General features: G+C 61.8%; 23 protein-coding genes. 8 read left to right on the top strand and 15 right to left on the bottom strand.

Annotated elements, in window-relative coordinates; translation table 11 throughout:
- The first annotated feature begins 377 nt into the window (after positions 1–377).
- From JHX88_RS08050 to JHX88_RS08040, 3 genes are read left to right on the top strand one after another with little or no spacing between them, the layout of a single operon-like run.
- A complete protein-coding gene (locus tag JHX88_RS08050) occupies positions 378–2,246 on the top strand; it encodes an extracellular solute-binding protein (protein WP_076526132.1) in 1,869 nt (622 codons plus the stop codon).
- On the top strand, positions 2,243–2,371 hold the full coding sequence (locus JHX88_RS08045; RefSeq protein WP_272848215.1) for a hypothetical protein: 129 nt from the start codon (positions 2,243–2,245) through the stop codon (positions 2,369–2,371). The genes JHX88_RS08050 and JHX88_RS08045 overlap by 4 nt, the downstream gene beginning before the upstream one ends.
- Positions 2,371–2,694 (top strand): hypothetical protein, encoded by a 324-nt coding sequence (locus JHX88_RS08040; protein ID WP_076526130.1) that lies wholly within the window; start codon positions 2,371–2,373, stop codon positions 2,692–2,694. The genes JHX88_RS08045 and JHX88_RS08040 overlap by 1 nt, the downstream gene beginning before the upstream one ends.
- A gap of 137 nt (positions 2,695–2,831) precedes the next feature.
- Here JHX88_RS08040 and JHX88_RS08035 read toward each other — a convergent pair whose 3' ends face one another.
- Positions 2,832–3,158 carry a YnfA family protein gene (locus JHX88_RS08035; RefSeq protein WP_076526128.1) on the bottom strand — a complete coding sequence of 109 codons (327 nt, stop codon included), beginning with the start codon at positions 3,156–3,158 and terminating at the stop codon, positions 2,832–2,834.
- A gap of 241 nt (positions 3,159–3,399) precedes the next feature.
- Here JHX88_RS08035 and JHX88_RS08030 point away from each other — a divergent pair, with 241 nt between their 5' ends.
- Positions 3,400–4,287: a cation diffusion facilitator family transporter gene (locus JHX88_RS08030; RefSeq protein WP_076526126.1), complete on the top strand. Its 888-nt coding sequence runs from the start codon at positions 3,400–3,402 to the stop codon at positions 4,285–4,287.
- 20 nt (positions 4,288–4,307) lie between these two features.
- Here JHX88_RS08030 and JHX88_RS08025 read toward each other — a convergent pair whose 3' ends face one another.
- The 3 genes from JHX88_RS08025 to JHX88_RS08015 all read right to left on the bottom strand — a co-directional run bounded on the left by JHX88_RS08025 (position 4,308) and on the right by JHX88_RS08015 (position 5,956).
- On the bottom strand, positions 4,308–4,691 hold the full coding sequence (locus JHX88_RS08025) for an FkbM family methyltransferase (protein ID WP_076526124.1): 384 nt from the start codon (positions 4,689–4,691) through the stop codon (positions 4,308–4,310).
- A 103-nt stretch (positions 4,692–4,794) separates the two neighbouring features.
- On the bottom strand, positions 4,795–5,580 hold the full coding sequence (xth, locus tag JHX88_RS08020) for an exodeoxyribonuclease III (RefSeq protein ID WP_076526122.1): 786 nt from the start codon (positions 5,578–5,580) through the stop codon (positions 4,795–4,797).
- Positions 5,581–5,632: 52 nt separating this feature from the next.
- The gene (locus tag JHX88_RS08015) at positions 5,633–5,956 is read right to left on the bottom strand and encodes a HesB/IscA family protein (RefSeq protein ID WP_076526120.1); all 324 of its coding nucleotides are present in this window, start codon (positions 5,954–5,956) and stop codon (positions 5,633–5,635) included.
- A gap of 69 nt (positions 5,957–6,025) precedes the next feature.
- Here JHX88_RS08015 and JHX88_RS08010 point away from each other — a divergent pair, with 69 nt between their 5' ends.
- The 3 genes from JHX88_RS08010 to metH all read left to right on the top strand — a co-directional run bounded on the left by JHX88_RS08010 (position 6,026) and on the right by metH (position 11,086).
- On the top strand, positions 6,026–7,210 hold the full coding sequence (locus tag JHX88_RS08010; RefSeq protein ID WP_076526118.1) for a deoxyguanosinetriphosphate triphosphohydrolase: 1,185 nt from the start codon (positions 6,026–6,028) through the stop codon (positions 7,208–7,210).
- Between the two features lie 128 nt (positions 7,211–7,338).
- Entirely contained in the window at positions 7,339–8,382 is a 1,044-nt protein-coding gene (locus JHX88_RS08005) for a homocysteine S-methyltransferase family protein (protein ID WP_076526309.1), read from the top strand.
- Positions 8,375–11,086: a methionine synthase gene (gene metH / locus JHX88_RS08000; RefSeq protein ID WP_076526116.1), complete on the top strand. Its 2,712-nt coding sequence runs from the start codon at positions 8,375–8,377 to the stop codon at positions 11,084–11,086. The genes JHX88_RS08005 and metH overlap by 8 nt, the downstream gene beginning before the upstream one ends.
- A gap of 105 nt (positions 11,087–11,191) precedes the next feature.
- Here the strand turns inward: metH and JHX88_RS07995 are convergent, their stop codons facing one another.
- The 9 genes from JHX88_RS07995 to xdhA form a co-directional block, all read right to left on the bottom strand.
- Entirely contained in the window at positions 11,192–12,268 is a 1,077-nt protein-coding gene (locus JHX88_RS07995; RefSeq protein ID WP_076526114.1) for an FAD-binding oxidoreductase, read from the bottom strand.
- A gap of 3 nt (positions 12,269–12,271) precedes the next feature.
- The gene (locus tag JHX88_RS07990) at positions 12,272–13,504 is read right to left on the bottom strand and encodes an aromatic ring-hydroxylating oxygenase subunit alpha (protein WP_076526112.1); all 1,233 of its coding nucleotides are present in this window, start codon (positions 13,502–13,504) and stop codon (positions 12,272–12,274) included.
- 238 nt (positions 13,505–13,742) lie between these two features.
- Positions 13,743–15,173, bottom strand: coding sequence for a mannose-1-phosphate guanylyltransferase/mannose-6-phosphate isomerase (locus tag JHX88_RS07985; protein ID WP_076526110.1), 1,431 nt, complete (start codon positions 15,171–15,173; stop codon positions 13,743–13,745).
- Between the two features lie 147 nt (positions 15,174–15,320).
- On the bottom strand, positions 15,321–16,049 hold the full coding sequence (locus JHX88_RS07980; protein ID WP_084203138.1) for a prephenate dehydrogenase: 729 nt from the start codon (positions 16,047–16,049) through the stop codon (positions 15,321–15,323).
- A 203-nt stretch (positions 16,050–16,252) separates the two neighbouring features.
- The gene (locus JHX88_RS07975) at positions 16,253–16,891 is read right to left on the bottom strand and encodes a class I SAM-dependent methyltransferase (RefSeq protein WP_076526108.1); all 639 of its coding nucleotides are present in this window, start codon (positions 16,889–16,891) and stop codon (positions 16,253–16,255) included.
- A gap of 120 nt (positions 16,892–17,011) precedes the next feature.
- Complete coding sequence (guaD, locus tag JHX88_RS07970) at positions 17,012–18,352, bottom strand: guanine deaminase (RefSeq protein WP_076526106.1); 1,341 nt, start codon at positions 18,350–18,352, stop codon at positions 17,012–17,014.
- The gene (gene xdhC / locus JHX88_RS07965; RefSeq protein ID WP_076526104.1) at positions 18,340–19,080 is read right to left on the bottom strand and encodes a xanthine dehydrogenase accessory protein XdhC; all 741 of its coding nucleotides are present in this window, start codon (positions 19,078–19,080) and stop codon (positions 18,340–18,342) included. Before xdhC ends, guaD begins: the two co-directional genes overlap by 13 nt.
- Complete coding sequence (gene xdhB / locus JHX88_RS07960; RefSeq protein ID WP_076526102.1) at positions 19,077–21,383, bottom strand: xanthine dehydrogenase molybdopterin binding subunit; 2,307 nt, start codon at positions 21,381–21,383, stop codon at positions 19,077–19,079. Before xdhB ends, xdhC begins: the two co-directional genes overlap by 4 nt.
- A 2-nt stretch (positions 21,384–21,385) precedes the next feature.
- Complete coding sequence (gene xdhA / locus JHX88_RS07955; RefSeq protein ID WP_272848214.1) at positions 21,386–22,837, bottom strand: xanthine dehydrogenase small subunit; 1,452 nt, start codon at positions 22,835–22,837, stop codon at positions 21,386–21,388.
- 111 nt (positions 22,838–22,948) lie between these two features.
- On the opposite strand from xdhA, the gene JHX88_RS07950 reads away from it, so the two are divergent.
- A complete protein-coding gene (locus JHX88_RS07950) occupies positions 22,949–23,842 on the top strand; it encodes a LysR family transcriptional regulator (RefSeq protein ID WP_076526098.1) in 894 nt (297 codons plus the stop codon).
- 19 nt (positions 23,843–23,861) lie between these two features.
- Here JHX88_RS07950 and JHX88_RS07945 read toward each other — a convergent pair whose 3' ends face one another.
- On the bottom strand, positions 23,862–24,782 hold the full coding sequence (locus tag JHX88_RS07945; protein WP_076526096.1) for a hydrogen peroxide-inducible genes activator: 921 nt from the start codon (positions 24,780–24,782) through the stop codon (positions 23,862–23,864).
- 94 nt (positions 24,783–24,876) lie between these two features.
- The gene (locus JHX88_RS07940; RefSeq protein WP_084203136.1) at positions 24,877–25,917 is read right to left on the bottom strand and encodes a DUF6456 domain-containing protein; all 1,041 of its coding nucleotides are present in this window, start codon (positions 25,915–25,917) and stop codon (positions 24,877–24,879) included.
- Between the last annotated feature and the right edge of the window lie 34 nt (positions 25,918–25,951).

The following is a 25,951-nucleotide window of genomic DNA, read 5'->3' as shown; positions in this document are numbered from 1 at the left end:
CCTGCAGGCATCCTAACCGCTCCAGCTATCGCCTGCAGCCGGAAACGACAGCTTGCGCAAGGCTACAGCGAGGTCACCGATCACAATGAATTGCGGTCATCCTGTTGAAAGGAACCCTTCCGCGACCGGGCTGTTTGGTCGTCAGCGGACCACGAAACATCGCCCGTCCCCTTGTCGGGCACATAAAAAAAGCGCCCGCACAAGGCGGGCGCAAGTCATGAGGCAGGTTTCATACAGGCAAGAAACCTATCGAGCAGTGAGTTATTTATACGCGAGTCGGCCCCCGAGTCCAACACCGAAGTTTTCCCCGGCATTGACGCGTCAGGAGCAAGACTGTTGAAATCACAGCCAAAGCAAGAATGACGAGGCGAGCGGCAATGCGAATCTACAAAATCCTTAACAATTACGCGATGAGACGTGTCTTTCTTGCTGCCGCGCTGTCCGTTTCGGGTGTTGCATCAATGCCGCTGGCAAGCCTTGCAGAGCCCGCCCATGGTATTGCAATGTATGGAGAACCCGCCCTCCCCGAGGGTTTTCCCCATCTGCCATATGCGAATCCCAAGGCTCCGAAAGGAGGAGCGATTCGCTTGGCTGAAAAAGGTTCCTTCGACTCGCTGAAACCATGGGTTTTGAAGGGAAACCCCGCCTGGCCGATCCTGTTTCAGCCGGGACTTGTGGCCGAAACGCTGATGTATCGCTCGATCGACGAACCATTCACATTATATGGACTTTTGGCCGAATCCGTCGAAACCGACCCGGATCGCAGTTGGGTAGAGTTCACCCTGCGTCCCGAAGCACGGTTCTCGGATGGTTCTCCCGTGACAATCGAGGACGTGATGTGGTCCTACGAGACCCTGGGCGAAGAAGGCCATCCCCGCTACCGGGGCGCATGGTCCAAGGTGGCCAGCATGGAGCAGACCGGAGAGCGCAGTGTCCGCTTCACCTTCAAGGAACCTGATCGCGAAATGGCCTTGCTGATGGGGATGCGCCCGATCCTGAAAAAGGCGCAATGGGAGGGCAAGGATTTCAGCCGTCCCGGTCTCGAAATCCCGATCGGCTCTGCCCCCTATGTCATCGACCGGGTCGATCCTGGCCGGATGATCAGCTTCAAGCGCAATCCCGATTATTGGGGCAAGGATCTGCCGCTCAGCCGCGGTTTCTACAATTTCGACGAGATCCGCTTTGACTATTTCGGCGATTCGAACGCCATCTTCGAGGCATTCAAGGCAGGGGATATCGATGTCTGGCGCGAATTCTCGCCACTGAAATGGGAAACCGAGTTCGATTTCCCCCTGGTGACCGAGGGCAAGGTCGTCAAATCCGAAATCCCGCATAAACGTCCGTCAGGGATCATGGGGCTGGTCATGAACAGCCGCAAACCGATCTTCGCCGATTGGCGCGTACGCCAGGCGATGATCGAGGCGTTCAACTTCGAATTCATCAACAACGCGCTGAACGGCGGCCGAGAGCCTCGGATCACCTCTTATTTCGCCAATTCGACACTCGCCATGCATCCCGGTCCTGCCGAGGGCCGCGTTCGGGAATTGCTGGAACCATATGCCGAGGATCTCCTTCCCGGCACGCTGGAGGGCTATACCCTGCCCGAAGGCGGCCGCCGCCCTCTTGACCGGGCCGGGCTGCGCAAGGCCATGCAATTGCTGGCCGAAGCGGGCTGGACGGTGCAGGATGGCGTGCTGCGAAATGCCGATGGCCGCGCGTTCAGCTTCGAGATCCTGCTGAACCAGTCGGGCAGTTCCATGCGCAACGCGTCGGAAATGCAGCAGATCACCGACATCTATATAGAGGCGCTGCGCAACCTGGGCATCAGGGCACGCGTGACCATGCTGGATTCCGCGCAGTTCATACAGCGCACCAATAATTACCAGTTCGATATGGCCTGGTATGAACGCGCCCTGTCGCTCTCTCCTGGCAACGAACAGATGCTGTATTGGGGCCACGAGGGTGTGACACAGCCCGGCAGCCGGAACTGGATGGGCATGAACAGCCCCGCCGCCGAGACGATGATCGGGGAAATGCTCAATGCGGATGGTCCCGGGAATTTCAACGCCGCCGTGCGCGCGCTGGATCGGGTGTTGACGGCCGGGCGCTACGTGATCCCGGTCAGCTATCCCCCCATCTCGCGTCTGGCTCATTCGTCCAACCTGTTGTATCCTGATCAAAAACCACTTTATGGCGACTGGCCGGGCTTCATGCCCGAAGTCTGGTGGCAGGAGAAAGAGAAATGAGAGCAGTCATGATCGTCACGCTGGCCTGCACATTGCTGGCTGGCTGTAACAGCGTCGCAGGTGTGGGCGAGGATATCACGGGCATCGCCCGATGGGGTCAGAGCTTCTTAGGAGGGGGCTATTGATGAAATGGCATCACGTTCAGGAAAACTGGTCCGCGTTCTATGAAGCCATCGTGGACAAATGGCCCGAGGTCGACGAGACCGAACTGGACGAGATCGATGGCGACCAGCGCGCCTTTATCGCCTATCTGGCCGAAGCGACCGGACAGGAGGTCGCGGAAATACGCGAGGAATTGCGGGAATGGCTGAGGGGTGAAATTCCCTCGGACATCGTCATGGATCCGATCCACGACAACCATTCCATCGCGCTCAGTTCGAAATATGTGAACGAGGGCGAGGATGAATATGACGATGACGCCCATTTCGGGGATGACCGGGACGATTAGGAACCGAGCGGGCCTTGGCGCGAGCGGGATATCTCGGCATGACGCGGCTCAGTCCGTAAAGGTATTTGAGCAAAGAAGAAGAGGCTGGTTCGGGGCCGATTAGGTCGCATAATGGTTTTTCTTCGACCCTGTGCGCGTTAACCGCCACGCGGTCCCCACAGGATGATGGCAGCCCCGGTCAGGCAGATCGCCGCGCCGGTCAGGTCCCAGCTATCGGGGCGCTGTCCCTCGACCAGCCACAGCCAGACGAGCGACGAAGCGATATAGATACCGCCGTAAACGGCATAGGCGCGCCCGGCCTGATCGGCGGGGCTGAGTGTCAGCAACCACGCGAACAGCGCCAGCAATGCCATTCCCGGCAATAGCCAGTAGATCGGCTTGTCCAATCTGAACCATGCCCAGAAAGCGAAACATCCGGCGATCTCGGCCATTGCCGCGGCGAAGTAGATGGCGACGTTTTGCATGGGCGCGGGTATAGGGCTTGCACCGGGCCCGGTCCATCCCGCGTTGCATGGTCCATATCCTTGTGGCAGCTTGCGTCAGCGCGCGCCGGATGAAGGCGTTGCAGGATCATTTTGCCAGGTGTTCGCCTTGTTTTGACTGCTCTATCACCCAGGAACCGTGGTTCATTTCAGGTTGAGCAATCCCGGATGATCTGACAAAGCCTGCGTCAACGCGAAAGGGACGGCAAGCGGGCGGGTCACAATGACAAATGTTCTGAAAATCGCCGTGGGCAGCATTGTTGTCGGACTTGTCGTCCTGGCCCTGAAGCTGCTGGCATGGTGGCTGACCGGCTCGGTCGCGCTCTTGTCGGATGCGCTCGAGAGCACCGTCAATGTGGCAACCGCCTTTGCCGCCCTGATCGCGATCCGCGTCGCCGCCCGCCCCGCCGATGCCGGCCACCCCTATGGACATCACAAGGCGGAATTCTTCAGCGCCGTTCTGGAAGGGGTCATGATCATTCTCGCGGCCCTGCTGATCATGCGCGAGGCCTATCTCGGTTTTCGTAACCCGCCGGAGCTTGACGCCCCTTTCACCGGCATGGCGATCAACGCCATGGCCGGGGTGATGAACGCTATCTGGTGCCGGGTGCTGATCTCACGCGGGGGGAGGCTGAAATCCCCTGCCCTGGTTGCGGATGGCAAGCATCTCTTGACGGATGTGATCACCTCGGGCGCGGTGCTGCTTGGTGTCGCGCTCGCGGTCATGACCGGTTGGACGGTACTGGATCCCCTGCTGGCGGGACTGGTCGGACTGAATATCCTATGGTCGGGCTGGAAGCTGACCGCCTCTTCGCTCAGCGGTCTGATGGATGAGGCGGTATCCGACGATACCCTGAACGTGATCCGCGGCATCATATCCGACCGCGCGACCGGGGCCATCGAGGCCCATGACCTGCGGACGCGCCATGCCGGGCGCGTGACATTCATCGATTTCCATCTCGTCGTGGACGGACAGACCACAGTCGACGAGGCCCACGGCATCTGCGACCGTATCGAGCAATCCCTGCACGCGAAACTGCCCGAGGCGCAGATCACCATCCATGTCGAGCCGGAGCACATGGCCAAGCATTCCGGCGTCCTGGTCTTGTAACAAGCCCCGAATCCGGGGCGTCAGGCATTCAGGGATTTGACGAAATCACGATCCACCGGGCGCGCCCAATAGGAGAGCCCGCCCCTGGTGAAACAATGCCCGTGACCTGACCCGGTCAGCACTTCGGCACAATTGTTCAGGTTGTTCTCGATCAGGATGATCGGCTCGAATCGTTCTATCGTCGATTCGGCGCCTTTCAGCACGCTGTTCTCGTGGCCTTCGACATCCGGCTGGATCAGGCAGAGATCCTCGATGGGCAGGTCGTCGATCCTGAATGTCGGCACCCGTTCGAGCCGCCCGTTATGTTCATCCCGCAGGCCCGATGCGCCGCCCAGAAATTTGCCGACCGCGCTATGCGTCGCGATTTCCGTCAGACCATTGCAATCCGACAGGACGGCATTCATCCTGAACCTCGCTGCGTTTTAGCCATTTCCTGGCAAATCTCAGCCATGAAACATATTTACATTGCCTGAATGCGTTGGATGTTCCGCAAGAAATCGCTGATCGTCAGGCTGCCAGCCGCAGCCAGACCGGCACGTGGTCGCTTGGCTTTTCGGCTGCACGCGCCTCGCGGTCCACGCCGGTCTCAACAAGCAGATCGGCGGCTTGCGGCGACAGCAGCATATGATCGATCCGGATGCCGTCATCCTTGCTCCAGGCGCCGCCCTGAAAGTCCCAGAATGTGAACGGCCCGCGCGTGGACCAGGGATCGCGCAGTCGGATCGCATCCGACCAGCCCTGCCATTGGATAGCCCGCATCGCAGCCCGGCTTTGCGGCAGGAACAGCGCGTCGTCTTCCCATTTCTTCGGGGTTGCGGCATCGCGCGTCTCGGGGATGACATTGTAATCGCCCAGCATCACCACCGGCATCTCGCTGGCGAGCAATTCGGCGGACCGAATCCGCAGGCGCTCCATCCATGCCAGCTTGTAATCGTATTTCGGCCCCGGCACCGGGTTGCCATTGGGCAGGTACAGCCCCGCGATCCGGACCGCCTTGTCCCCGACAACAGTCGCCTCGATATAGCGCGCCTGTTCGTCACTCTCGTCACCGGGCAGGCCGCGCATCACGTCTTCGATCGGCAGTTTCGACAGGATGGCGACGCCGTTGAACCCCTTTTGTCCATGGGTTTCGACATTCCATCCCAGATCCTCGAAATGCGCGCGCGGAAAGGCCTCATCGATGGATTTGATCTCTTGCAGGACCACGACATCGGCCTCGGCCGCGCTCAGCCAATCCGTCAGCGCCATGATCCGCGCCTTGATGCCGTTGATATTGAAGGATGCGATTTTCATGCCGGCATCTTGGTCGGACCCGGGCGGAATGACAAGCAGTGATGCGAATGGATCAGAGCGAAAACGACGTCCCGCAACCGCAGCTGGAGGTCACGTTCGGGTTGTCGATCGTGAAGCGCGCGCCGATCAGCTCGTCGGTGAAATCGATCACCGCGCCGGCAAGGTAAGGCAGCGACACCGGATCGACCACGACTGCCTGGCCATCGGCTTCCAGCACCAGATCGTCATCCTCGGCCTTGTCCAGCCGGATGTCATATTGGAAACCCGAGCAGCCACCGCCCGACACTGCCACCCGCAGGGGGCGGATTTCGCCCGAGGTATTGATCTCGGCCAGCTGGGCAAAGGCGCGTTCTGTCACTTTCGGAGGCACGTTCATGGGGCGTTCCCGTTCTCAAAGACACGTATGGAATATAGGCTTGCCACGCGCCTCTCGCAAGGATGGTCCATGACTGCGCCCTATGCCTGCCAACCCGACGACAGCCGTGGCCGCCTCTGGCCCGAACGGATGTCCACCTTCCGCTCGCCCTGGCAACGGGACCGGGATCGGATCATCCACTCGTCGGCCTTCCGGCGATTGAAGCACAAGACGCAGGTTTTCGTCGAGCATGACGGAGAGGAATATCGCGGTGATTATTACCGCACCCGCCTGACCCACACCATCGAGGTCGCCCAGGTCGCCCGCACCATCGCCGGGGTACTGGACCTGAACACCGATCTGGCCGAGGCGGTGGCGCTGGCCCATGACCTTGGCCATCCCCCCTTCGGCCATACCGGCGAGGATGCGCTGTCGGCGCTGATGGCCCCATATGGCGGCTTCGATCACAACGCGCAGGCGCTGCGAATCGTAACCCGGCTAGAGCGGCATTATGCCGATTTCGACGGGCTCAACCTGACATGGGAAACGCTGGAGGGGATCGCCAAGCATAACGGACCGGTTCTGGAAAAGAACGCGACAGGCGATCCGGTCAGCGCGCCGTTGCCCTATGCCCTGGCCGAAGTCGATGCGGCGTGGGATCTCGAACTGCACACCAATGCGAGTGCCGAGGCGCAGGTCGCGGCGGTGGCCGATGACGTCGCCTATAATCACCATGACCTGCATGACGGGCTGCGCGCCGAACTGTTCACCGAAGAAGAACTGGCGGAACTGCCGGTGATCGGCCCAGCCTTTGCCGAGGTGGATCGTCTCCATCCCGGTCTCGACCGGATGCGGCGGCGGCACGAGGCACTGCGGCGGGTCTTTGGCGTCATGGTCGAGGATGTGATTGCAGTGGCCGAAAACCGTCTGGCCGGGTTGCAGCCGCAATCGGCGCAGGAAATCCGCGACATGGAAGGGCCGATCATCCGCTTCTCCAAGCCGCTGTATCAGAATATCAAGGCGATCAAATCCTTCCTGTTCCAGCGCATGTATCGCGCCCCTTCGGTCGTCGATGAACGCCACCGCGTCACCAAGATCGTCAACGATATGTTCCCGCTTTTCATGAACGATCCAGCGCAGATGCCAGAGGGTTGGCGGCGCAGCGCCGAACAGGCGGAGAGCGAGACCGAACGCGCGCGGCTTGTGCTCGACTATGTGGCGGGCATGACCGATCGCTACGCCATCGCCGAGCATCAGCGCCTGTTTCCGGAGTAAGAATCTTTTATCGGCGTTGGAGTTCTTAATGAATTATCAGCACCGCTCATAATCTTGTAGAGAATTATGAATTTGTGGCCACTGCAAACACTGCTTATGTTGCGGGCTTCCTGACGAAGGTGACGACCATGACCGGCAGACTGCCCCCCTCCCCCGTATTCAAGGCGCTGAACAGCGCCGCCGCCGAGCGCATCCTGATCCTCGACGGCGCAATGGGCACCCAGATCCAGGCATTGGGACTGGATGAGGACGACTATACCGGCCGCGCCTCGGGCCATGTCTGCCGCCATCATTCCGAACATCCGCAAAAGGGCAATAACGACCTGCTGATCCTGACCCAACCCGAAGCGGTCGAGGACATCCATTACCGCTATGCCAAGGCGGGCGCCGATATCGTCGAGACGAACACATTCTCATCGACAACCATCGCGCAGGCCGATTACGGGCTGCAAGGCGCTGTGCACGATCTGAATGCCGAGGGCGCGCGCGTCGTGCGCAGGGCATTGGATCGCGCCACCGCCGAGGACGGCAAGCCCCGTTTCGTCGCCGGGGCACTGGGGCCGACCAACCGGACCGCCTCGATCAGCCCGGACGTGAATGATCCGGGCTATCGTGCGGTGACCTTCGACGAATTGCGCGCAGCCTATCTGCAACAGGCAACGGGATTGATCGAAGGCGGTGCGGATATCCTGCTGATCGAAACGATCTTCGACACGCTGAACGCCAAGGCCGCCATCTTCGCCTGTCTTCAGGCGATGGAGGCGCATGGCCAGGCTCTGCCGCTGATGATCTCGGGCACGATTACCGATGCCTCGGGGCGTACCCTGTCGGGGCAGACGCCGACGGCCTTCTGGCATTCCGTCAGCCATGCGCGGCCCTGGACGGTGGGGCTGAACTGCGCGCTTGGCGCCGCCGCCATGCGCCCGCACCTGGCCGAGATGTCCGGGGTGGCCGACACGCTGATCTGCGCCTATCCCAATGCCGGCCTGCCCAACGCCTTCGGCCAATATGACGAAGGCCCGCAGGACACCGCCGAACAGGTGGCCGAATTCGCCCGCGAGGGGCTGGTGAATGTTGTCGGCGGCTGCTGTGGCACCACACCCGAACATATTACCGCCATCGCCGAGGCCGTGGCGGAATTCAGCCCGCGAAAGGTTCCCGAATATGCCTGACCGCCAGCTTCGTCTCTCTGGTCTCGAACCCTTCGTCCTGACGCCCGATATTCCCTTCGTGAATATCGGCGAGCGCACGAATGTCACCGGCTCGGCCCGGTTCCGCAAGCTGATCACCAATCGCGACTATGCCACCGCGCTGGAGGTCGCCCGCGACCAGGTCGAGAACGGTGCCCAGATCATCGATGTGAATATGGATGAGGGACTGATCGATTCGAAGGCGGCGATGGTCGAATTCCTGAACCTGCTGGCGGCGGAACCCGATATCGCCCGCGTGCCGATCATGATCGACAGTTCCAAATGGGAAGTGATCGAGGCCGGGCTGCAATGCGTGCAGGGCAAGCCGGTGGTGAACTCGATCAGCCTCAAGGAGGGCGAGGAACAGTTCCGCCATCATGCGGGGCTGTGCCTGGCCTATGGCGCGGCGGTCGTGGTCATGGCCTTTGACGAACAGGGCCAGGCCGACACCCTGCAACGCAAGACCGAGATCTGCGCCCGCGCCTACAAAATCCTGACCGAAGAACTGGGCTTTCCGCCCGAGGATATCATCTTCGATCCGAATATCTTCGCCGTGGCGACGGGTATCGACGAGCACAATAATTACGGCGTCGATTTCATCGAGGCCACCCGCTGGATTCGCCAAAACCTGCCGCATGTTCATGTCTCGGGCGGGGTGTCCAACCTGTCCTTCAGCTTCCGCGGCAACGAGCCCGTGCGCGAGGCCATGCATGCCGTGTTCCTCTATCACGCCATTCAGGCGGGGATGGATATGGGTATCGTCAATGCCGGGCAATTGGCGGTCTATGACCAGATCGACCCGGAACTGCGCGAGGCCTGCGAGGACGTGGTTCTCAACCGCCGCGACGACGCGACAGAACGGCTTCTCGACATCGCCGAACGCTATCGCGGCGAGGGCGGCGAGAAGAGGCGCGAGAAAGACCTGTCATGGCGCGAATGGACCGTCGAGAAGCGGCTGGAACATGCGCTGGTCAACGGCATCACCGACTATGTCGAGGCCGATACCGAAGAAGCCCGGCAATCGGCCACCCGCCCCCTCGACGTGATCGAGGGGCCACTGATGGCCGGGATGAACGTGGTGGGCGACCTGTTCGGCGCGGGCAAGATGTTCCTGCCGCAAGTGGTGAAATCCGCCCGCGTCATGAAACAGGCCGTCGCGGTGCTGCTGCCCTACATGGAAGAGGAAAAGCGCCTGAATGGCGGCGGCGAACGTGAAAACGCCGGCAAGGTGCTGATGGCCACCGTGAAGGGCGATGTGCACGATATCGGCAAGAATATCGTCGGCGTCGTGCTGGCCTGCAACAATTACGAGGTGATCGACCTGGGCGTGATGGTGCCCTCGCAGAAGATCCTCGAAGTGGCGAAGGAACAGAATGTCGACATCATCGGCCTGTCCGGCCTGATCACCCCTTCGCTGGACGAGATGGTGCATGTCGCCTCGGAAATGGAACGCGAGGGTTTCCACGTCCCCCTGCTGATCGGCGGTGCCACGACCTCGAAGATCCATACCGCGGTCAAGATCTCGCCGCGCTACCACAAGGGCGCCGCCGTCTATGTGACCGATGCCAGCCGTGCGGTGGGCGTGGTGTCCTCGCTGCTCAGCCCGGCGCAGCAGCAGGCCTATGTGGAAAATATCCGCAGCGAATATGCCGAGGTCGCCGACCGCCACGAGCGCAACGAGGCCGCCAAGCAGCGCCTGCCCCTGTCTACCGCCCGCGCCAATGCGCTGAAACTGGACTGGACGGATTTCAAGGCCCCGGCCCCGTCCTTCACCGGTTCCCGCATCATCGACGATTGGGACCTGTCCGAGATCGCCCGCTATATCGACTGGACGCCCTTCTTCCAGACATGGGAGATGAAAGGCGTCTTCCCGCGCATCCTCGAGGACGAAAAGCAGGGCGAGGCCGCGCGGACGCTCTATGCCGAGGCCCAAGAAATGCTGGCCCGGATTATCGAGGGTAAATGGTTCCGCCCCCGCGCCGTGGTCGGCTTCTGGCCCGCCAACGCGGTGGGCGACGATATCCGCCTCTATACCAACGAGGAGCGGGGCGAGACATTGGCCATGCTGCACACGCTGCGTCAGCAGGTGGCCAAGCGCGGCGGGCGTCCGAACGTGGCCCTGTCCGATTTCGTCGCCCCCGAAGGCGTGGGGCCGGATTATGTTGGCGGCTTCGTGGTGACGGCGGGCCCCGAGGAATCCGAGATCTCCACCCGCTTCGAGCGTGCCAATGACGATTACTCTGCCATCATGGTCAAGGCGCTGGCCGACCGCATCGCCGAGGCCATGGCCGAAATGCTGCACGAGCGCGCCCGCAAGGAATTCTGGGGCTATGCGCCGAACGAAGCCTATACCCCAACGGAACTGATCGCCGAGCCCTATCACGGTATCCGCCCCGCCCCGGGCTATCCGGCCCAGCCCGATCATACCGAGAAGGAGACCCTGTTCGACTTGCTGGACGCGGAAGCGGCAACGGGCGTGAAACTGACCGAGAGCATGGCCATGTGGCCGGGATCGTCCGTTTCAGGCTTCTATATCGGCCATCCCGAGGCCTATTATTTCGGCGTCGCCAAGGTCGAGGAGGACCAGGTTCGCGACTATGCCACGCGCAAGGGCATGTCCCTCGAGGAAACCGAGCGCTGGTTGGCCCCGATCCTGAACTATATACGGACGGACGCGGTGGCCTGATCGGCCTCCGCCCCCTCCTCCCTTCTTCTTTGTTCAAGCACCTCGGGGTTGCCGGATGGTGCGCCACTGGTTCGAGAACCGGCCGGCGACGGGCAGAGCCACGGTCTAAATATCCACCACCACCTTGCCGATAGGGTTCGAGCAGCAGGCGAGGATATATCCCTCTTCGATATCCTCATCCGAGATGCCGCCATTATGGACCATATGCACCTCGCCCTCCAGCTTGCGGGTCTTGCAGGTCCCGCAGAGACCGAAGGTACAGCCCGAGGGGATATTCAGCCCATTGGCCTTGGCGATCGTCAGCACGGTGTCGGTCTCGTGGCAGCGCGCACTGATGCCTGACGCGGCAAAGACCAGCTCTGCCCTGACTTCCTCGTCGGGGACGACATCATCCAGGTCCGGGGCCTGTGCCTCGGTCTCGACCGGGGCGCCAAAGCTCTCCTGATGGTAGTGGTCCATGTCATAGCCGAGCGAGATCAGGATATCCCGCACGGCCTGCATGAAGGGCTCGGGGCCGCAGCAGAACACCTCTCGCTCAAGATAGTCGGGAGCCATCAGGCCCAGCATGAGCTGACTCATCCGTCCGCGATATCCATGCCAGGACCGGAATTCGTCATGTTCCTCGACGGTGATATGCAACTGCAGGCCCGATTCCCGGTTCGCCATGTGGTGCAACTGTTCATTGAACAGCACATCCGAGGGACGGCGCGCGGCATGGACGAAAACGACATCCGGTTTTTGCCCGCTATCCCATAGCCAGGTGGTCATCGACATCATCGGCGTGATGCCCGAACCGGCCGAGATGAACAGGTATTTCTTTGCCGGGTTACGCTGCAGGCTGAAGATACCCGACGGCCCCCAGGCCTTGATCTTCATTCCCGGCCTGAGATTGTCCATCATCCAGCGCGTACCGACCGAATCCGGCTGCGCCTTTGCGGTGATCGAGATATGCATCGGCCGCGAGGGCGAGGATGACAGCGTATAGGTGCGCTGCACATTCCCACCCGGCACCGGCAAATCCAGCGTGATGAACTGGCCCGGTTGATAGTCGAACCAGGCACCGGACGACGCGCGAAAGGTGAAGGTGGTCGTATCCACCGTTTCGGGGATCATCTGGGTGAATTCCAGCCATTCGGAATCGTCCCATGGCTCACCCGACCAGTTTATGCGCTGCTTTCCCATCACTTACTCCGCTGCCGTTTGTAGCCCCAAACGGCTGGACATCACGCCACAATACCAATCGACCAGATGCAGCACGCCCATTTCCTGCCGCGGCGAATAGGGGCCGGGCTCATATGCAGGGCTGAGAATGCCGGCCTGGTTTTCCTCGACCACGCGGCGATCCTCGTCATTGGTGGCCAGCCACACCTCGGTCAGCTTGGCCAGGTCGTAATCCTTGCCCTCGACCGCGTCCTTGTGAACCAGCCATTTCGTCGTCACCTCGGTCTCGGTCGGGCTGATCGGCAGGATGCGGAACACGATGGCATGATCGGGCAGGAAATGGTTCCAGCTCGTGGGGAAGTGATAGAACATCATCGCCCCGGCATCGTTCCAGGGGATGGAGCCCATGCGCCGCGACACGGCGGCCTTTCCCGACATGGTAAAGCTTTCGGCGTGATCCATCAGCGGCACCCGCGCCATGCGCCACTGCATATCCGGAGCGTTCACGAAACGGGCCGGCAAACCGGCAGCGTCGCAGCGCTCCCAATGCTGAAGAATCTCGTTGCTGGCGGAATTCGGGCCCTCCATCACGGTCATCTCGGGATCGTCGGAATAGGTCCGGCACAACGAAGGGTGCGATCCGCCGCAATGATAGCATTCACGGTTGTTTTCCATCACCAGCTTCCAATTGCCCTTTTCGACAATGGTCGAGCTGAAGGCGACTTTCGCATCCGCGAGCGCACTGGGAGCAAGATAGGTCATCAAGTTCTTGGCGAGATCATTGACCGCCGGGGGAACCTTGGCGATGCAAATGAAGACCATGCCGCCGATATCGACGCAATGGACCGGTTTCAGTCCGTATTTGGACGCATCGAAGCCCTCACCCATATCGCGGGCATAGACCAGCTTGCCGTCCAGATCATAAGTCCATTGATGATAGGGGCAGACCAGCTTGGGATTGCTGCCCGAACTCTTGGGGCAAAGCCGCTGGCCGCGATGACGGCAGACATTATGAAAGGCGCGAATTCGGCCATCGGCCCCGCGAATGACAATCACCGGATATTGCCCGACATTCAGCGTGGCGTAGTTCCCGGTCTTGGGAATCTCGCAGGCCGGGACGGCGAACAGCCATTCACGGTACCAGATCTGTTCCAGATCGTCCTGAAGCGCCTGCTGACCGCAATAGAGGTCGCGCGGCAAAGAAAAACCGGGCTGACGCGCCGCGATCAGTTCGGCGGTGGAAGGGACTGTGGTCATCGCGCACCTGTGGTTCCATCTTGCGCTCTCAGCGCTCTTTGACATGTCACGGGCCGTCCTATCGCTGCGATATGGCCGCCTGTCTTGCTAAACTAACCTCGGCGGCGAATCCGTGCGGACAATTTGCGACACAACGATGGCGGATTGAGACACGGGCGATTAATCACGCTCTATTGACTGCCCCTGTCCTAGCGGCACCGGACGACCCTAGCCCACTGTTCCGGGAGATGTATTTGCCTCATGCCGGATTGTCGCGGGCATACAGATCCGCGTAGCGGGTGATATCATCCTCACAGAGATAAGAGCCGGTCTGAACCTCGACCAGAATGACCGGCAATTTGCCCGGATTTTCCAGACGATGGGCTGCGCCGAGCGGCACGTAGATCGACTGGTTCTCGGTCACCAATGTCCTGATATCGTCTATCGTCACCCGGGCCGTGCCCGATACGACGATCCAATGTTCCGAACGGTGCATATGCCGCTGCAGCGACAGGGAGGCACCGGGCTTGACGACGATCCGCTTGACTTGAAAACGATCGGCAAGCGCCAATGTCTCGAACCAGCCCCAAGGGCGATGATCGCGGGGAAAGGCGGTCGCCTGCTTCCGGTTCCCGGCACTTAATGCACCGACCGCCCGCCGCACCTCCTGCGCCCGATCCATCCCCGCCACGAGGACCGCATCGCTCGTCGCCACGACCATCATGTCGTTCAACCCGATTCCCACGACCTGGATGTCGCCATCCGAGCGCAGCAGCAGGTTCCGGCAATCGATCGCGGTCGAGTTCGAATCGGCCACCACGCCATTCTCGTCCGGGGTATGGCGTAAATCCTCGCGCCATACCGCGTCCCAACCGCCCAGATCGGCCCAGTGACAACCTAGGCGCAGAACGGACAGGTTACGGGCTTTTTCCATCACGGCGTAGTCGATCGACTGATCAGGCAACCCCTCCCACGGGGCAGATGCGAGCCGCAGGAATCCCAGGTCAGTCTGCCCATGATCCAGCGCGGCCTGAACGGGCACCAGATATTCCGGCGCATGGATACGAAACGCCTCGATCATATCCTTGGCACGAAAGAGAAAAATTCCCGCGTTCCAGAGATGCCGGCCATCGGCGCACATCTGTTCTGCCTGTTCGGGGGCGGGTTTTTCGACGAAACGCTGCAAGGGCTGTGGACCGTCGCCCGTTTCGGCCAATTCGAGATATCCATAGCCGGTTTCGGGCCGGTCGGGCGGGATGCCAAAGACGACAATTCGGCCCTCCCGCGCAAGTCTTGCCCCCTCCCTGACCGCTCGGGTGAAAGCCTCGGCATCGGGAATCACGTGATCGGATGGCGCGACAATCACCAGCCCCTCGGGGTCGCGATCCACGACCGCCAATGTGGCAGCGAGAATCGCGGGCGCGGTGTTGCGGCTGACCGGTTCGATCATCACGGTGGCCGAATTCACCCCGATCTGTTCAAGCTGCTCTGCCACGATAAAGCGGAAATCGGCGTTCGTCATCACCGTCAGCCCGCTGTAATCCGGCCCGGATAATCGCTGGACTGAGGCCTGGAACAAGGACCCATTGTCCAAAAGCGGCGTGAACTGCTTGGGAAAGCTCTTGCGCGAAACCGGCCAAAGCCGCGTCCCGGAGCCACCAGCCATCAGAACCGGCGTAATCTTTCCCATAGCGTGATCGCCCATCCGCCAATACACCCGTCGCTTTTATGTCATGAGCATGGCGACCTAACCGGCCCCCCGCTTCGGAACGATATGCGACGAGGATATGTTCAGGAAAGAAGATGGATAAAGTTGTCAGTATTTTGCCCGGCTCATTCAGGTTGTCTTGTTGCTCCCTTCAAGGGCGTTCAAAAGGATTCTCCTGACCTCGGGAACGTACCTGTTCCCTCGAACGATTGCTTCGAACACTTCCGGAGCATCGCTGCTTACCATCGCGACAGCTTCCATCAGCAACTCGAAGCTTCGGGTTCTGATTTTCGGGGAATGCTCAAAATTGCCGAGCGCATGGGCAAGCAGATGCGTCAGGCCCTGAGTGACGGCCGCCTGCCGATCATGCTCTTCAGGGGTCGTGACCAGGACCTGCAATCCCAGAACAGAACGAAGAAAATGCGCCAACGGACGCCATTTCTGTCCCCGCACCGGACAAATCACCATCTGAAGCCCTGATATGCCGTTCCTGGCAGTTTGCGGGCCGAACATGGGATGGGTCGCAACAATCTCCACTGTTTCGGGCAATATCGCCCGCATAAGCCGAACGGGCTCTTCCTTTATCGAACAGGTGTCGATCATGACCTGTCCCGATCTCAGAAATGCGGACAATCCGGTCAGACAATCCTCCAGACCGGATGCCGGCACAGCGAGGACAATCAAATCGGCCCGAGCAACAGCAGAGACATCGACGACAGCAATATCCAGAGCACGGGCTTTATCCTGAGCTTTCGGCGAGGGGTCATTGATCGCGATATCCGCATGATCGGCAAGTATCCTTGCGACCAATTCACCAAATGCACCGAAGCCAACGATGATCATGAAGGGGCGTGTCATATCCTGGTCTTTCAGAAAGGGGGCCAGGATCGCTACTGATGCTCATATTCGACCACTGGCAGTTGCAGCGGTCGCACGAATGCCTGCCGCTCCTAGGGGAGCGGATAATAGAAGGAAGGAAAGGCCTGCGTGAACATCATCATGCCCCATGTCTAGGTTGCGGCTCAGGCATCGTCAATATCCGGCAGGAAGCCTGCTCTGCCTCATCGCTTCCGCGCGACGATATAGGGACGTCCGACTTCGCTCTTGGTTGCGTGATGTTCCGTGGCGGCGATATCGAAACCGGAGCTAGAAAGCAGCTCGCACAGCTCCGTGCTTCGGAAAGCCTCGACATAAGGGGCCTTTCCGATCGCCCGCAAGACAGGCAACAAGACAAGCCGTATCAGCGGGTTCATATCCCCAAGGCAGGGCGTCTTGGAAATGAACAAACCTCCGGGCACGAGCATTGCATGGATTCGATGGAGCGTTCCCGGCAGGTCGCGAACCAGGTGAAGGTAGTTGAACCCCAGAACAGCGTCGAACTGCCCGGTTTCGGACTCAAGCGTATCCGCCGTCGCTATGCGGAAGGTCAGCGGCGAAACAGGGCTGGCCGCGTGTTTCTCTTCGGCGATCCTGATCATCTCGGTGGAAACATCCGTGGCCAGATAGCGTTGCGTCGCCTCCGCAAGCCGGAGCGCGGTCGTGCCGGTCCCGCAGCCCAGTTCCAGCACCCGACCGCCTGATCCCAACAGCTTTCGGGTCCGGTCCAATGTGCGTTCATATCCCGGCATATCCGAAATCGTGGATTTGGCGTATTTCCGGGACGTCCGATCCCAGAACCGGGCGTCGCTTGCCATGCTCATGATATGATGCTCCTGTTCCCGGTATCCAGAATATATGCAGCATACGTAAACTATGTGAACATGCACCAGATCGGGCCGAAATCGGACTTGATCCCGGCGAGATTGACCGCCCGTGCCGGATCAGTCTGCAGATTCCACCAGATCCCGGACCGATTTTCCTTGCCGCCCATTCCTGGGTTGGGCGGCAGGCTTTCTTGGGTTTCCTGCCACGTAAACCTGCGCGATGGCGCGATCATCTCCCATGATCTGCAAGATGAACAGCTCTTCGGCCAATGCCTCCGCCCGCTCCATCCGCAAGGCCATCGCATCGGTCGCCCCGGCGTCGAGAACCACCAGATCGGCATCCGATCCCGGCTCCAGCGTGCCGATCCGGTCCTGCATCCCCAGGGCTAGCGCATTGCCCCGCGTCGCCCAGTGGAAGGCCTGCAACGGGTGCAGCTTCTGCCCGCGCAGTTGCAGGATCTTGTAGCCCTCGTTCAGCGTCTGCAGCATCGAATAGCTGGTGCCGCCGCCGACATCCGTAGCGATACCGCTGACGATACCCGCCGCACGCAGCCCCGCCTCGTCGAACAGGCCCGAGCCGAGGAACAGGTTCGAGGTCGGGCAGAACACCGCACGGCTTCCGGTTTCCGCCATCCGGGCGATCTCGCGCTCGCGCAGATGGATCGAATGGCCCAACAGGAGCTTATCCGATAGCAGCCCGTATTTTTCATAGATATCAAGGTAATCCCGTGCCTCGGGATACAGGCTCAAGGTAAATTCGATTTCTTCGAGATTTTCGCTCAGATGGGTCTGGACATGGCAATCGGGGTGCTCGCGCACCAGCGCGCCGGTGGCCTCCATCTGCCCGGGCGTCGAGGTGATGGCGAAGCGCGGCGTGATCGCATATCGCTGCCTGCCCCGCCCGTGCCATTTCTCCAACAGGCGCTTGCTGTCGTCATAGCCCTGCTGCGGCGTGTCCAGCACGGAATCGGGCGCATTACGGTCCATCATCACCTTGCCCGCAACCATCGCCATGTCTCGCGCCTCGGCGGCGGAGAACAGCGCCTCGGCACTGGTGGCATGGACCGAGCAGAAGGCGACACCCGTTGTCGTACCATGTGCGGTCAGCTGGTCGAGAAATAGCCCTGCCATGCGGGTGGCGTGATCGGGATCGGCGAAACGCGCCTCTTCGGGGAAGGTATAGGTGTTCAGCCAGTCCAGAAGCTGCGCGCCCCAGCTTGCGATCACCTGCACCTGTGGAAAATGGATATGCGGATCGATGAAGCCCGGCATGATCAGATGCGGGCGGTGGTCGATCTCGGCCAGATCCGGGCGGGCGAGCACGGTGTATTCGTCCACGGCAAGGATGCGGCCATCCTCGATCAGGATGGCACCGTCCTCGATATAGCGGTGGTTGTCGTCAGTCTCAGAGGGATCGGCATGAAAGCCGAGCACTCGGCCCCGGATTAACTGTTGCATGGATATTTTTCTGAAGAAGAAGTTGCGGTCAGCCGGGTCATCAACTCGGCGGCGGTATAGGCGGCAATCACCGCCGGGCGTTTATCGGTTGAGAACCCCGCGCCGATCGGCAAGGTCAGTTGCGCGGGATCGATGCCACGGTCGCGGGCGAAGCGGTTGAACTGCGAGCGTTTCGTGGCGCTGCCGATCATGCCGATATAGGTGAGGTCATTGCGCGACAACGCCTCGGTACCCAGCATGAAATCCAGCGCATGGTCATGGGTCAGGATGACGATGGCGGAACCGGGGCGGGCGGCGCGGATCTCGGCCTCGGGCAGCGGGGTCAGACGGGTTTGCAGGCCGGAGGCGGCAAGCGCCAATTCTTCGGGGCGCTGGTCGATCAGCGTGGCGTTGACCGGCAGCGGTTGCAGCGCCAATGCCAGTGCCCGACCGACATGGCCCGCGCCGAAGATCAGCACGTCGGGATGGTCCTGCGGCGTCGCGGGTTTTCGGTCTAGGCTCAGCCGAACGCGTCCTCCGCAACATTGCCCAATCTCGGGGCCAAGGGGGATATCCATCTCGGCCTGCGCCTCGCCGGTTTGCAGCATCCGCCGGGCGCGGTCGATGGCCATATATTCCAACTGACCGCCACCAATGGTGCCCTCGACCCGATCCGGACCGACGAACATCTCGGCCCCCGCATCGCGCGGGGTCGAGCCCCTGGCCGATATGACGCGGACCCGGATCATCCCTTCAGCCGGTTCACGGCCATCAGCACACGCTCGGGCGTGGCGGGGGCGTCGAGGCGGGCGGGTTCGCGGTATTCCGCCACCGAGGCAACAGCCATGTTGATCGCCTCGAACACCGAGATGCCCAGCATGAAGGGCGGCTCTCCCACGGCCTTGGACCGCTTGATCGTGCGCTCGCTGTTTTCCGACCAGTCGGCCAGCGTCACGTTGAAGATGCGCGGGCGGTCCGAAGCGAGCGGGATCTTGTAGGTCGAGGGCGCATGCGTGCGCAGCTGGCCCTTGTCGTCCCACCAGAGCTCCTCGCAGGTCAGCCAGCCGGTGCCCTGCACGAAGGCGCCCTCGACCTGACCCTTGTCGATGGCCGGGTTCAGGCTGCGGCCGACATCGTGGATCACATCGGCGCGGTCGATCACGTATTCGCCGGTCAGCGTATCGACGGAAACCTCGGAGACCGCCGCGCCATAGGCGAAGTAATAGAACGGCCGTCCCTGACCCGTAGCGCGGTCCCAGTGGATCTTGGGCGTCTTGTAGAAACCCGCCGCCGACAGGTGGATGCGGGCCATATAGGCGGCCTTGATCACCTCGTTCCAGGGGATCGCCGTCTCGCCCGCCACGACATGACCGGGCACGAAACGCACATCCTCTCGCGGGGCCTGCCAACGCTCGGAAACGAAATCGACCAGCCGGGTCTTGATCTGCTCGGCTGCGTCCAGCGCCGCCATGCCGTTCAGATCGGTCCCCGATGAGGCCGCGGTGGCCGAGGTATTCGGCACCTTCTCGGTCGTCGTCCGGGTGATCTTGATGCGCGAGATATCGCATTGGAAGGCCTCGGCCACGACCTGCGCGACCTTGGTATTCAGACCCTGCCCCATCTCGGTCCCGCCATGGTTCAGCGCGATGGAGCCGTCGGAATAGACATGGATCAGCGAACCGGCCTGATTGAACCATGTCGCGGTAAAGCTGATGCCGAATTTCACCGGGGTCAGCGCGATGCCCTTGCGGATCACGCCTCCCTTCGAGTTCCAGTCCAGCACCGCCTGACGGCGGGCCTGGTAATCGCTGCTCGCTTCGAGTTCCTCGAAGATGCGCGGCAGGATCTGGTCGCTGATCTCCTGGTGATAGGGGGTCAATTGCCCGTTCTTGTAGAGGTTCTTCTGCCGGATCTCGTAGGGGTCGCGGCCAAGCGCATAGGCGATCTCTTCGATCATCCGTTCGGCCACGATGACGCCTTGCGGTCCTCCGAAGCCGCGAAAAGCGGTGTTGCTGACGGTATTGGTGCGCATCGGATGGCTGCGCAGAAGCACATCGGGGTAGTAATAGGCGTTGTCGGCATGGAACAGCGCCCGGTCGGTCACGGGGCCGGATAGATCGGCCGAGAAACCGCAGCGCGCATACCAATCGCCCTCGACGGCCAGGATATGGCCCTCGTCGTCGAATCCGACCTCGTAATCGACCACGAAATCATGGCGCTTGCCAGTGGCGATCATGTCGTCGTCGCGATCGGGGCGGATCTTCACCGCGCGGTTCCATTTCTTCGCAGCCATGGCGGCGACGCAGGCAAATAGGTTCATCTGCGTCTCCTTGCCGCCGAATCCCCCGCCCATGCGGCGCACATTCACGACCACCGAATGCGATGGCACATCCAGCACATGGGCGACCATATGCTGCACCTCGCTTGGATGCTGGGTCGAGACATTGACTGCGACATCCTCGTCCTCGCCCGGCACCGCCATGGCGATCTGGCCTTCGAGATAGAAGTGATCCTGCCCGCCGATCCCGAACCGTCCCTTGATGCGGCGCGGAGCCGCAGCCATCCCGGCCCCGGCATCGCCGCGTTTCAGCGTCAGCGGCTCGGTCACGTAATCCATCCCGGCGTCGCGCGCAGCAACGGGGTCGAGTGCGAAGGGCAGTTCTTCATAGCCGATCTTGGCCATGTGGGCGGCACGGCGGGCCTGGTCGCGAGTCTCGGCGATGACGGCAAAGACGGGCTGGCCCCAGAACTTCACCTCCTCCTCGGCGAAGACGGGATCGTCATCCTTGCCATTGGGCGAGACATCATTGACGCCCGGGATATCCTTGGCGGTGAGCACGCCGATCACCCCGGGCGCGGCCAGCGTCTCGGTGAAATCCATCCCGGTGATCCGGCCATGGGCGCATTGCGCCAGCCCCAGATAGGCATGGATCAGGCCATGAGGCTCGGCCAGATCGTCGGTATATTCCGCCCGGCCGGTGACATGCTTGATGGCCGAATCGTGGATCGTTTCGGCGTGGGCAACGCCCTTGATTGCGGTATCGTCTTTCATGCTCATTCTCCCACCGCGTATTGCAGCCGCACGGGCAGATCGGGTTCGGATTGCTCCAGCCAGAAGCGGCGGAACAGGTTGGCGGCGATGACCTGACGGTATTCGGCGCTGGCCCGCCAATCGCTCAGCGGCTGGAAATCTTCAGCCACGGCACGGGCGGCGGCGTCGAAGCTGTCAGCGGCAAAGGGCTGCCCGGTCAGCGCGGCCTCGGCCTTTGCGGCACGTTTGGGAATCGCGGCCATGCCGCCGAATGCGACCTTCGCCTGCGTGATGATACCATTTTCAACGCTCAGGCAAAAACCGGCGGCGACGGCGGTGATGTCGCTGTCGCGGCGCTTCGAGATCTTGTAGGCGGCCAGTTTCGCCTGCGGACGTGTCGGGATGATGACCTCTTCGACGAATTCGCCGGGAGCGCGGTCCTGCTTGCCGTAGTCGATGAAGAAATCCTCCAGCGCCACCTCGCGCCGCACAGCACCCTTGCGCAGCACGATCCGCGCACCGAGCGCGATCAGCAGGGGCGGCGTGTCGCCGATGGGCGAGCCATTGGCGATATTCGCGCCAATGGTTCCCATGTTGCGGACCTGCCAACCGCCAATGCGCAGCCAGTAATCATGCGCGGCGGGAATATGCTTGGCGATCAGCGGGGCAGCCTCGCTATAGGTCACGCCCGCGCCGAGGCGGATCTCATCGCCATTCACCTCGATACCCTTCATCAGGTGGCCGATGAAAACGGCGGGGGAGATATCGCGCAGGAATTTCGTCACCCACAGCCCGACATCGGTCGCGCCCGCGACGATTGTCGCATCGGGGTTCTCTTCCAGCACCGCCGCGAAATCGTCCACATCGGCGGGAATGATCGCACGTTCGTCGCCCTTGGACAGCTCGACCCGGCCCTCGCGCATCGCGTGCAGCCGTGCCGCCACCGCGTCGCGCTCGACCGCCAACGCATCCATCGCCTGCCCGCCCTGCCGCCCGGCAGCCAGGGCGGCCTTCACGATCGGCTCATAGCCGGTGCAGCGGCAGAGATTGCCCTGCAGCGCCTCTTCGATCTGCGTCACACCCGCCTGCGGATCGCTCATCCACAAGCCGTAAAGCGACATGACGATCCCCGGCGTGCAGAAGCCGCATTGGCTGCCGTGATGCTCGACCATCGCCTTCTGGATCGGGTGCAAACCGCCGTCTGGGCCGCGCAGATGCTCGACCGTGACGACATGGCAGGCATGGCAGGACGCCAGGAACCGGATGCAGGCATTGATCGGCTCATAGACCAGCCCATCCTCGGTCAAGCGGCCCAACAACACCGTGCAGGCGCCGCAATCGCCCTCGGCGCAGCCCTCCTTGGTGCCGGTCAGGCGACGGGCGATGCGCAGATGATCCAGCAATGTATCCGAGGCCCCGACCTCGGTCAGCCTGATCTCCTGATCGTTGAGCAGAAAGCGCAGCTCGGGCTTCATGGCAATCCTCCTGGCTGTGAAACCGTCCGAAGCGTAAGCCGGAAAGAATCGTTGCGAAATCGGTCCCGACGCGGAAGACTTTACACGATTCCTTGAAAGCGGCCTAACCCGATGTCCTATCTTGAAAGTCTGAGAGTCTTTGTCCGCGTGATCGAACTGGGCTCGATCACCGCCGGTGGCAGGGACTTGCGTCTGTCACCCGCCGTTGCCTCGAATCGTATCAAGGATCTTGAAAATCGCTTCGGGGTGCGGCTGCTGAACAGGACCACGCGGCGGCTGACCCCGACCGAGATCGGTCGCGCCTTCTATGACCACGCCCGCCGCGTCATCGACACGCTGGACGAGGCAGAGGCGATGGTCAGCAGCTTTTCGGGCAAGCCGCAGGGGGTGATCCGGCTGACCGCGCCCCTGGGTTTGGGGCGACGATTGATCGCGCCCCTGATCCCGCCGTTCTGTCACGAGAATCCCGGGGTGGAATTTCGCCTGCGCCTATCGGACCGCAACGTGAATATCGTCGAGGACGCCATTGATCTGGCTTTCTTTTTGGGAGAGCCTGCCGATTCCACGCTGAAGTGGCGCAAGATCGCGGATTGCCCAAGGATGCTGGTTGCCTCACCCGAATATCTCGCCGCGCATGGCACGCCGGAACAACCCGAGGATCTGGCCGATCACAACTGCCTTTTGCTGCGATATCCGCGCAGCCCGGAATATTTCTGGGTGCTTCAGGCCCCGGATGGACCGAAGAAGATGATGGTTTCCGGGCGCTTCGATACCGATGACGGGGATGTGCTGACCTCATGGGCGCTTGGCGGAGAGGGAATCGCGAATCGCCCGTTCTATGAAGTGGCCGGTGATATCGAGGCAGGGCGTTTGGTGAATGTTCTTCCCGACACCCCGCCCATGCCGGCCCAATTCGGCAGCCTGACCCCGCATCGGCGCTTGCAGGATCCCAAGGTCCGCATGTTCGCGGATTATGCCGTGCGGGAACTGAAGAAAGTCTTCTGACGATATCTCAATAGTTTATCTAGGCCTCGTCATCGGCAAGCAATCCCTGCCCGGCATGCCGCAACGTATCGGCCAGCTCGTCGAACCACCCATCCGCCGGGGTCGAGGCACGACGCATCAAGAGCACCTGCCGCGCAGGCTGCGGATCGGGAAAGCGGATCGCGGCCAGCCCCGGCGCCGCCGCCATTTCCTGCCTCCGGGCGATCTCGGGCAGGAAGGTCAGCCCCATCCCCTGCGCCGCCAGACGGCACAGGGTCGAAAGCGATGCCGCCCCCAGGTCCAACCGTCCTCCCCGGCGAGACAGCCCGCAGACTTCCAGCGCCTGATCGCCCAGGCAATGCCCCTCGTCCAGCAACAGAAGCTGCGCCGGATCCAGCGATTGCGGACGCAGATCGTCCGCACGGTCGGAAAAACCGGCGATACGGCCGGAACTGCCTGCCAACAGGAAGCGATCGGTGAACAGCGCCACCGCGACCATGCTGTCATTCTCGGGCGGGGTGGCCACGACCGCGGCATCGAGACGACCGGATTCCAATTCGTTCAGAAGCCGCTCGGTCATCGCCTCGCGCAGATGCAGATCGCGCCCGATGTCGCTGGCACGCAGCTCCGGCAGCGCCTCGGGCAGCAGATAGGGGGCAACGGTCGGGATCATCCCTAGCCGCAACCGACCGCCCTGCCCCGGTTGGCGCAAGGCCTGCTCCAACCCGGACATCGTCGCCAGGACCCGCCGGGCATGATCGGCCAGCGCACGTCCGCGCGGTGTCAACACGATCCCGGTCGGCGTCCGTTCGACCAGTTGCCCGCCCGCCATGTCCTCCAGCGCGCGGATCTGCATCGACAGGGCTGGCTGGGTCACGTGGATCGTCTCGGCCGCGCGGGTGAAATGCCCCTGCTCGGCCAGGGCCAGGAAATATCGCAATTGGCGGAAGGTGATATTCATAAGATCTGCTGATCGAACAATCCGAAATACTGGCTTTCAGCTTATCTCGCTCCCGGCGGGTTATCAACCTAGCCTCATGGCAAGGACCCGGAACTCAACCGATCGGAGGTGCGTATTTGCCATAACGTTCCTCGTAGTGCCGTTCGAGCCGCATCAGCGCCAGGCGCAGCACGATCTTGCCCGAGCGCGCCGTCCAGCCCAAACGCCGCTCGGTCATCACCATTCCTTCGAGAAAGCAGCAGATGCGCAACGCGACATCGCCAAGCCCCGGCCCCAGGTCGCGCAGCGCCGCCGCCACCCGATCGCGTGCAGAGATCGACCCGCCCCCGAAAGCGTTGCGGCCAACATCGATGCCGGCAGTCAGGAAGCCCTCCCAGTTCTGGGTGACGCGGGGGCCCATCTGGGCGAGTTCGAAATCCTCGCGCAGACGTTCCCCGGCGGCGACCATCCCGGGAGTCAGGAAGGGCTGCCCATCCATGTCACGATGGCGCGCCAGAAGCAGCAAGGGGCTTTCGGCAAGATTGACACGGGTTCGGCGGCGGCGGCCATCTTCGGGATCCTCGATGATACGATCCCCCTGGACCCGGTGTTTCCCGGCGTGATCCTCTGCATCCTGCCCCCCGGTTTTCAGCATTCGCCGCAAGGCTTCGCGCCCCGCAGGGACCAGCACATAACGCTGGATACGCCCGCCTTGAACCGATTGCGCCACCCATCCGCGCAGCGCCATCGCCTCGGCCATGCTCCGATCCAGAACCGCGGTGCGGATCTCGTCACGGGTCACGATGGCTTTCTCCATGCCCTTGGCCGTGACCATCACCGCCCCCGGCTCGGCCAGCCTGCGCAGCACTTGCCGGAACTGCCGCTCATCCTGTTCCGCCGCGGGCGCTTCGGCGCGGGCCGAAAGCGCGGCATCAACCAGCGGATCGTCGCGGCGTTCCTCGAAGCGGCGGACGCGGCGCAACACGGTCGAGGCATGACAGCCCAGTTCGCGCGCCAATGCCCGGATCGGCACTCCGTCCCTGATATGACGCAGGTAAAGCTCCACGTCGTCGGGTTTGCCAGTATCGGGCCCGGGCGCCTGCCGGCGCGGCTCGCCGACCTCATGGGTTGCCGGGAAATTCTGTCTCTGGATCATTCTGTTGCCTCTCTAGCTCTCGCGGGCAAAGTGA

The organism is Paracoccus saliphilus (genome assembly GCF_028553805.1).
GTDB classification, from domain to species: domain Bacteria; phylum Pseudomonadota; class Alphaproteobacteria; order Rhodobacterales; family Rhodobacteraceae; genus Paracoccus; species Paracoccus saliphilus.
This window is presented reverse-complemented; position numbering and strand designations above follow the sequence as displayed.

What these genes read in the sequence shown, in the direction of transcription:
- JHX88_RS08045 (WP_272848215.1), top strand. Translation starts at nt 2,243, where the DNA reads ATGAGAGCAGTCATGATCGTCACGCTGGCCTGCACATTGCTGGCTGGC.
- JHX88_RS07990 (WP_076526112.1), bottom strand. Translation starts at nt 13,504, where the DNA reads ATGACCACAGTCCCTTCCACCGCCGAACTGATCGCGGCGCGTCAGCCC.
- JHX88_RS07985 (WP_076526110.1), bottom strand. Translation starts at nt 15,173, where the DNA reads ATGGGAAAGATTACGCCGGTTCTGATGGCTGGTGGCTCCGGGACGCGG.
- JHX88_RS08030 (WP_076526126.1), top strand. Translation starts at nt 3,400, where the DNA reads ATGACAAATGTTCTGAAAATCGCCGTGGGCAGCATTGTTGTCGGACTT.
- xdhC (WP_076526104.1), bottom strand. Translation starts at nt 19,080, where the DNA reads ATGATCCGGGTCCGCGTCATATCGGCCAGGGGCTCGACCCCGCGCGAT.
- JHX88_RS07980 (WP_084203138.1), bottom strand. Translation starts at nt 16,049, where the DNA reads ATGACACGCCCCTTCATGATCATCGTTGGCTTCGGTGCATTTGGTGAA.
- JHX88_RS07995 (WP_076526114.1), bottom strand. Translation starts at nt 12,268, where the DNA reads ATGGGAAAGCAGCGCATAAACTGGTCGGGTGAGCCATGGGACGATTCC.
- JHX88_RS08025 (WP_076526124.1), bottom strand. Translation starts at nt 4,691, where the DNA reads ATGAATGCCGTCCTGTCGGATTGCAATGGTCTGACGGAAATCGCGACG.
- metH (WP_076526116.1), top strand. Translation starts at nt 8,375, where the DNA reads ATGCCTGACCGCCAGCTTCGTCTCTCTGGTCTCGAACCCTTCGTCCTG.
- JHX88_RS07940 (WP_084203136.1), bottom strand. Translation starts at nt 25,917, where the DNA reads ATGATCCAGAGACAGAATTTCCCGGCAACCCATGAGGTCGGCGAGCCG.
- JHX88_RS07975 (WP_076526108.1), bottom strand. Translation starts at nt 16,891, where the DNA reads ATGAGCATGGCAAGCGACGCCCGGTTCTGGGATCGGACGTCCCGGAAA.
- JHX88_RS08005 (WP_076526309.1), top strand. Translation starts at nt 7,339, where the DNA reads ATGACCGGCAGACTGCCCCCCTCCCCCGTATTCAAGGCGCTGAACAGC.
- xth (WP_076526122.1), bottom strand. Translation starts at nt 5,580, where the DNA reads ATGAAAATCGCATCCTTCAATATCAACGGCATCAAGGCGCGGATCATG.
- JHX88_RS08040 (WP_076526130.1), top strand. Translation starts at nt 2,371, where the DNA reads ATGAAATGGCATCACGTTCAGGAAAACTGGTCCGCGTTCTATGAAGCC.
- xdhB (WP_076526102.1), bottom strand. Translation starts at nt 21,383, where the DNA reads ATGAAAGACGATACCGCAATCAAGGGCGTTGCCCACGCCGAAACGATC.
- JHX88_RS08010 (WP_076526118.1), top strand. Translation starts at nt 6,026, where the DNA reads ATGACTGCGCCCTATGCCTGCCAACCCGACGACAGCCGTGGCCGCCTC.
- JHX88_RS07945 (WP_076526096.1), bottom strand. Translation starts at nt 24,782, where the DNA reads ATGAATATCACCTTCCGCCAATTGCGATATTTCCTGGCCCTGGCCGAG.
- JHX88_RS07950 (WP_076526098.1), top strand. Translation starts at nt 22,949, where the DNA reads ATGTCCTATCTTGAAAGTCTGAGAGTCTTTGTCCGCGTGATCGAACTG.
- guaD (WP_076526106.1), bottom strand. Translation starts at nt 18,352, where the DNA reads ATGCAACAGTTAATCCGGGGCCGAGTGCTCGGCTTTCATGCCGATCCC.
- JHX88_RS08050 (WP_076526132.1), top strand. Translation starts at nt 378, where the DNA reads ATGCGAATCTACAAAATCCTTAACAATTACGCGATGAGACGTGTCTTT.
- xdhA (WP_272848214.1), bottom strand. Translation starts at nt 22,837, where the DNA reads ATGAAGCCCGAGCTGCGCTTTCTGCTCAACGATCAGGAGATCAGGCTG.
- JHX88_RS08015 (WP_076526120.1), bottom strand. Translation starts at nt 5,956, where the DNA reads ATGAACGTGCCTCCGAAAGTGACAGAACGCGCCTTTGCCCAGCTGGCC.
- JHX88_RS08035 (WP_076526128.1), bottom strand. Translation starts at nt 3,158, where the DNA reads ATGCAAAACGTCGCCATCTACTTCGCCGCGGCAATGGCCGAGATCGCC.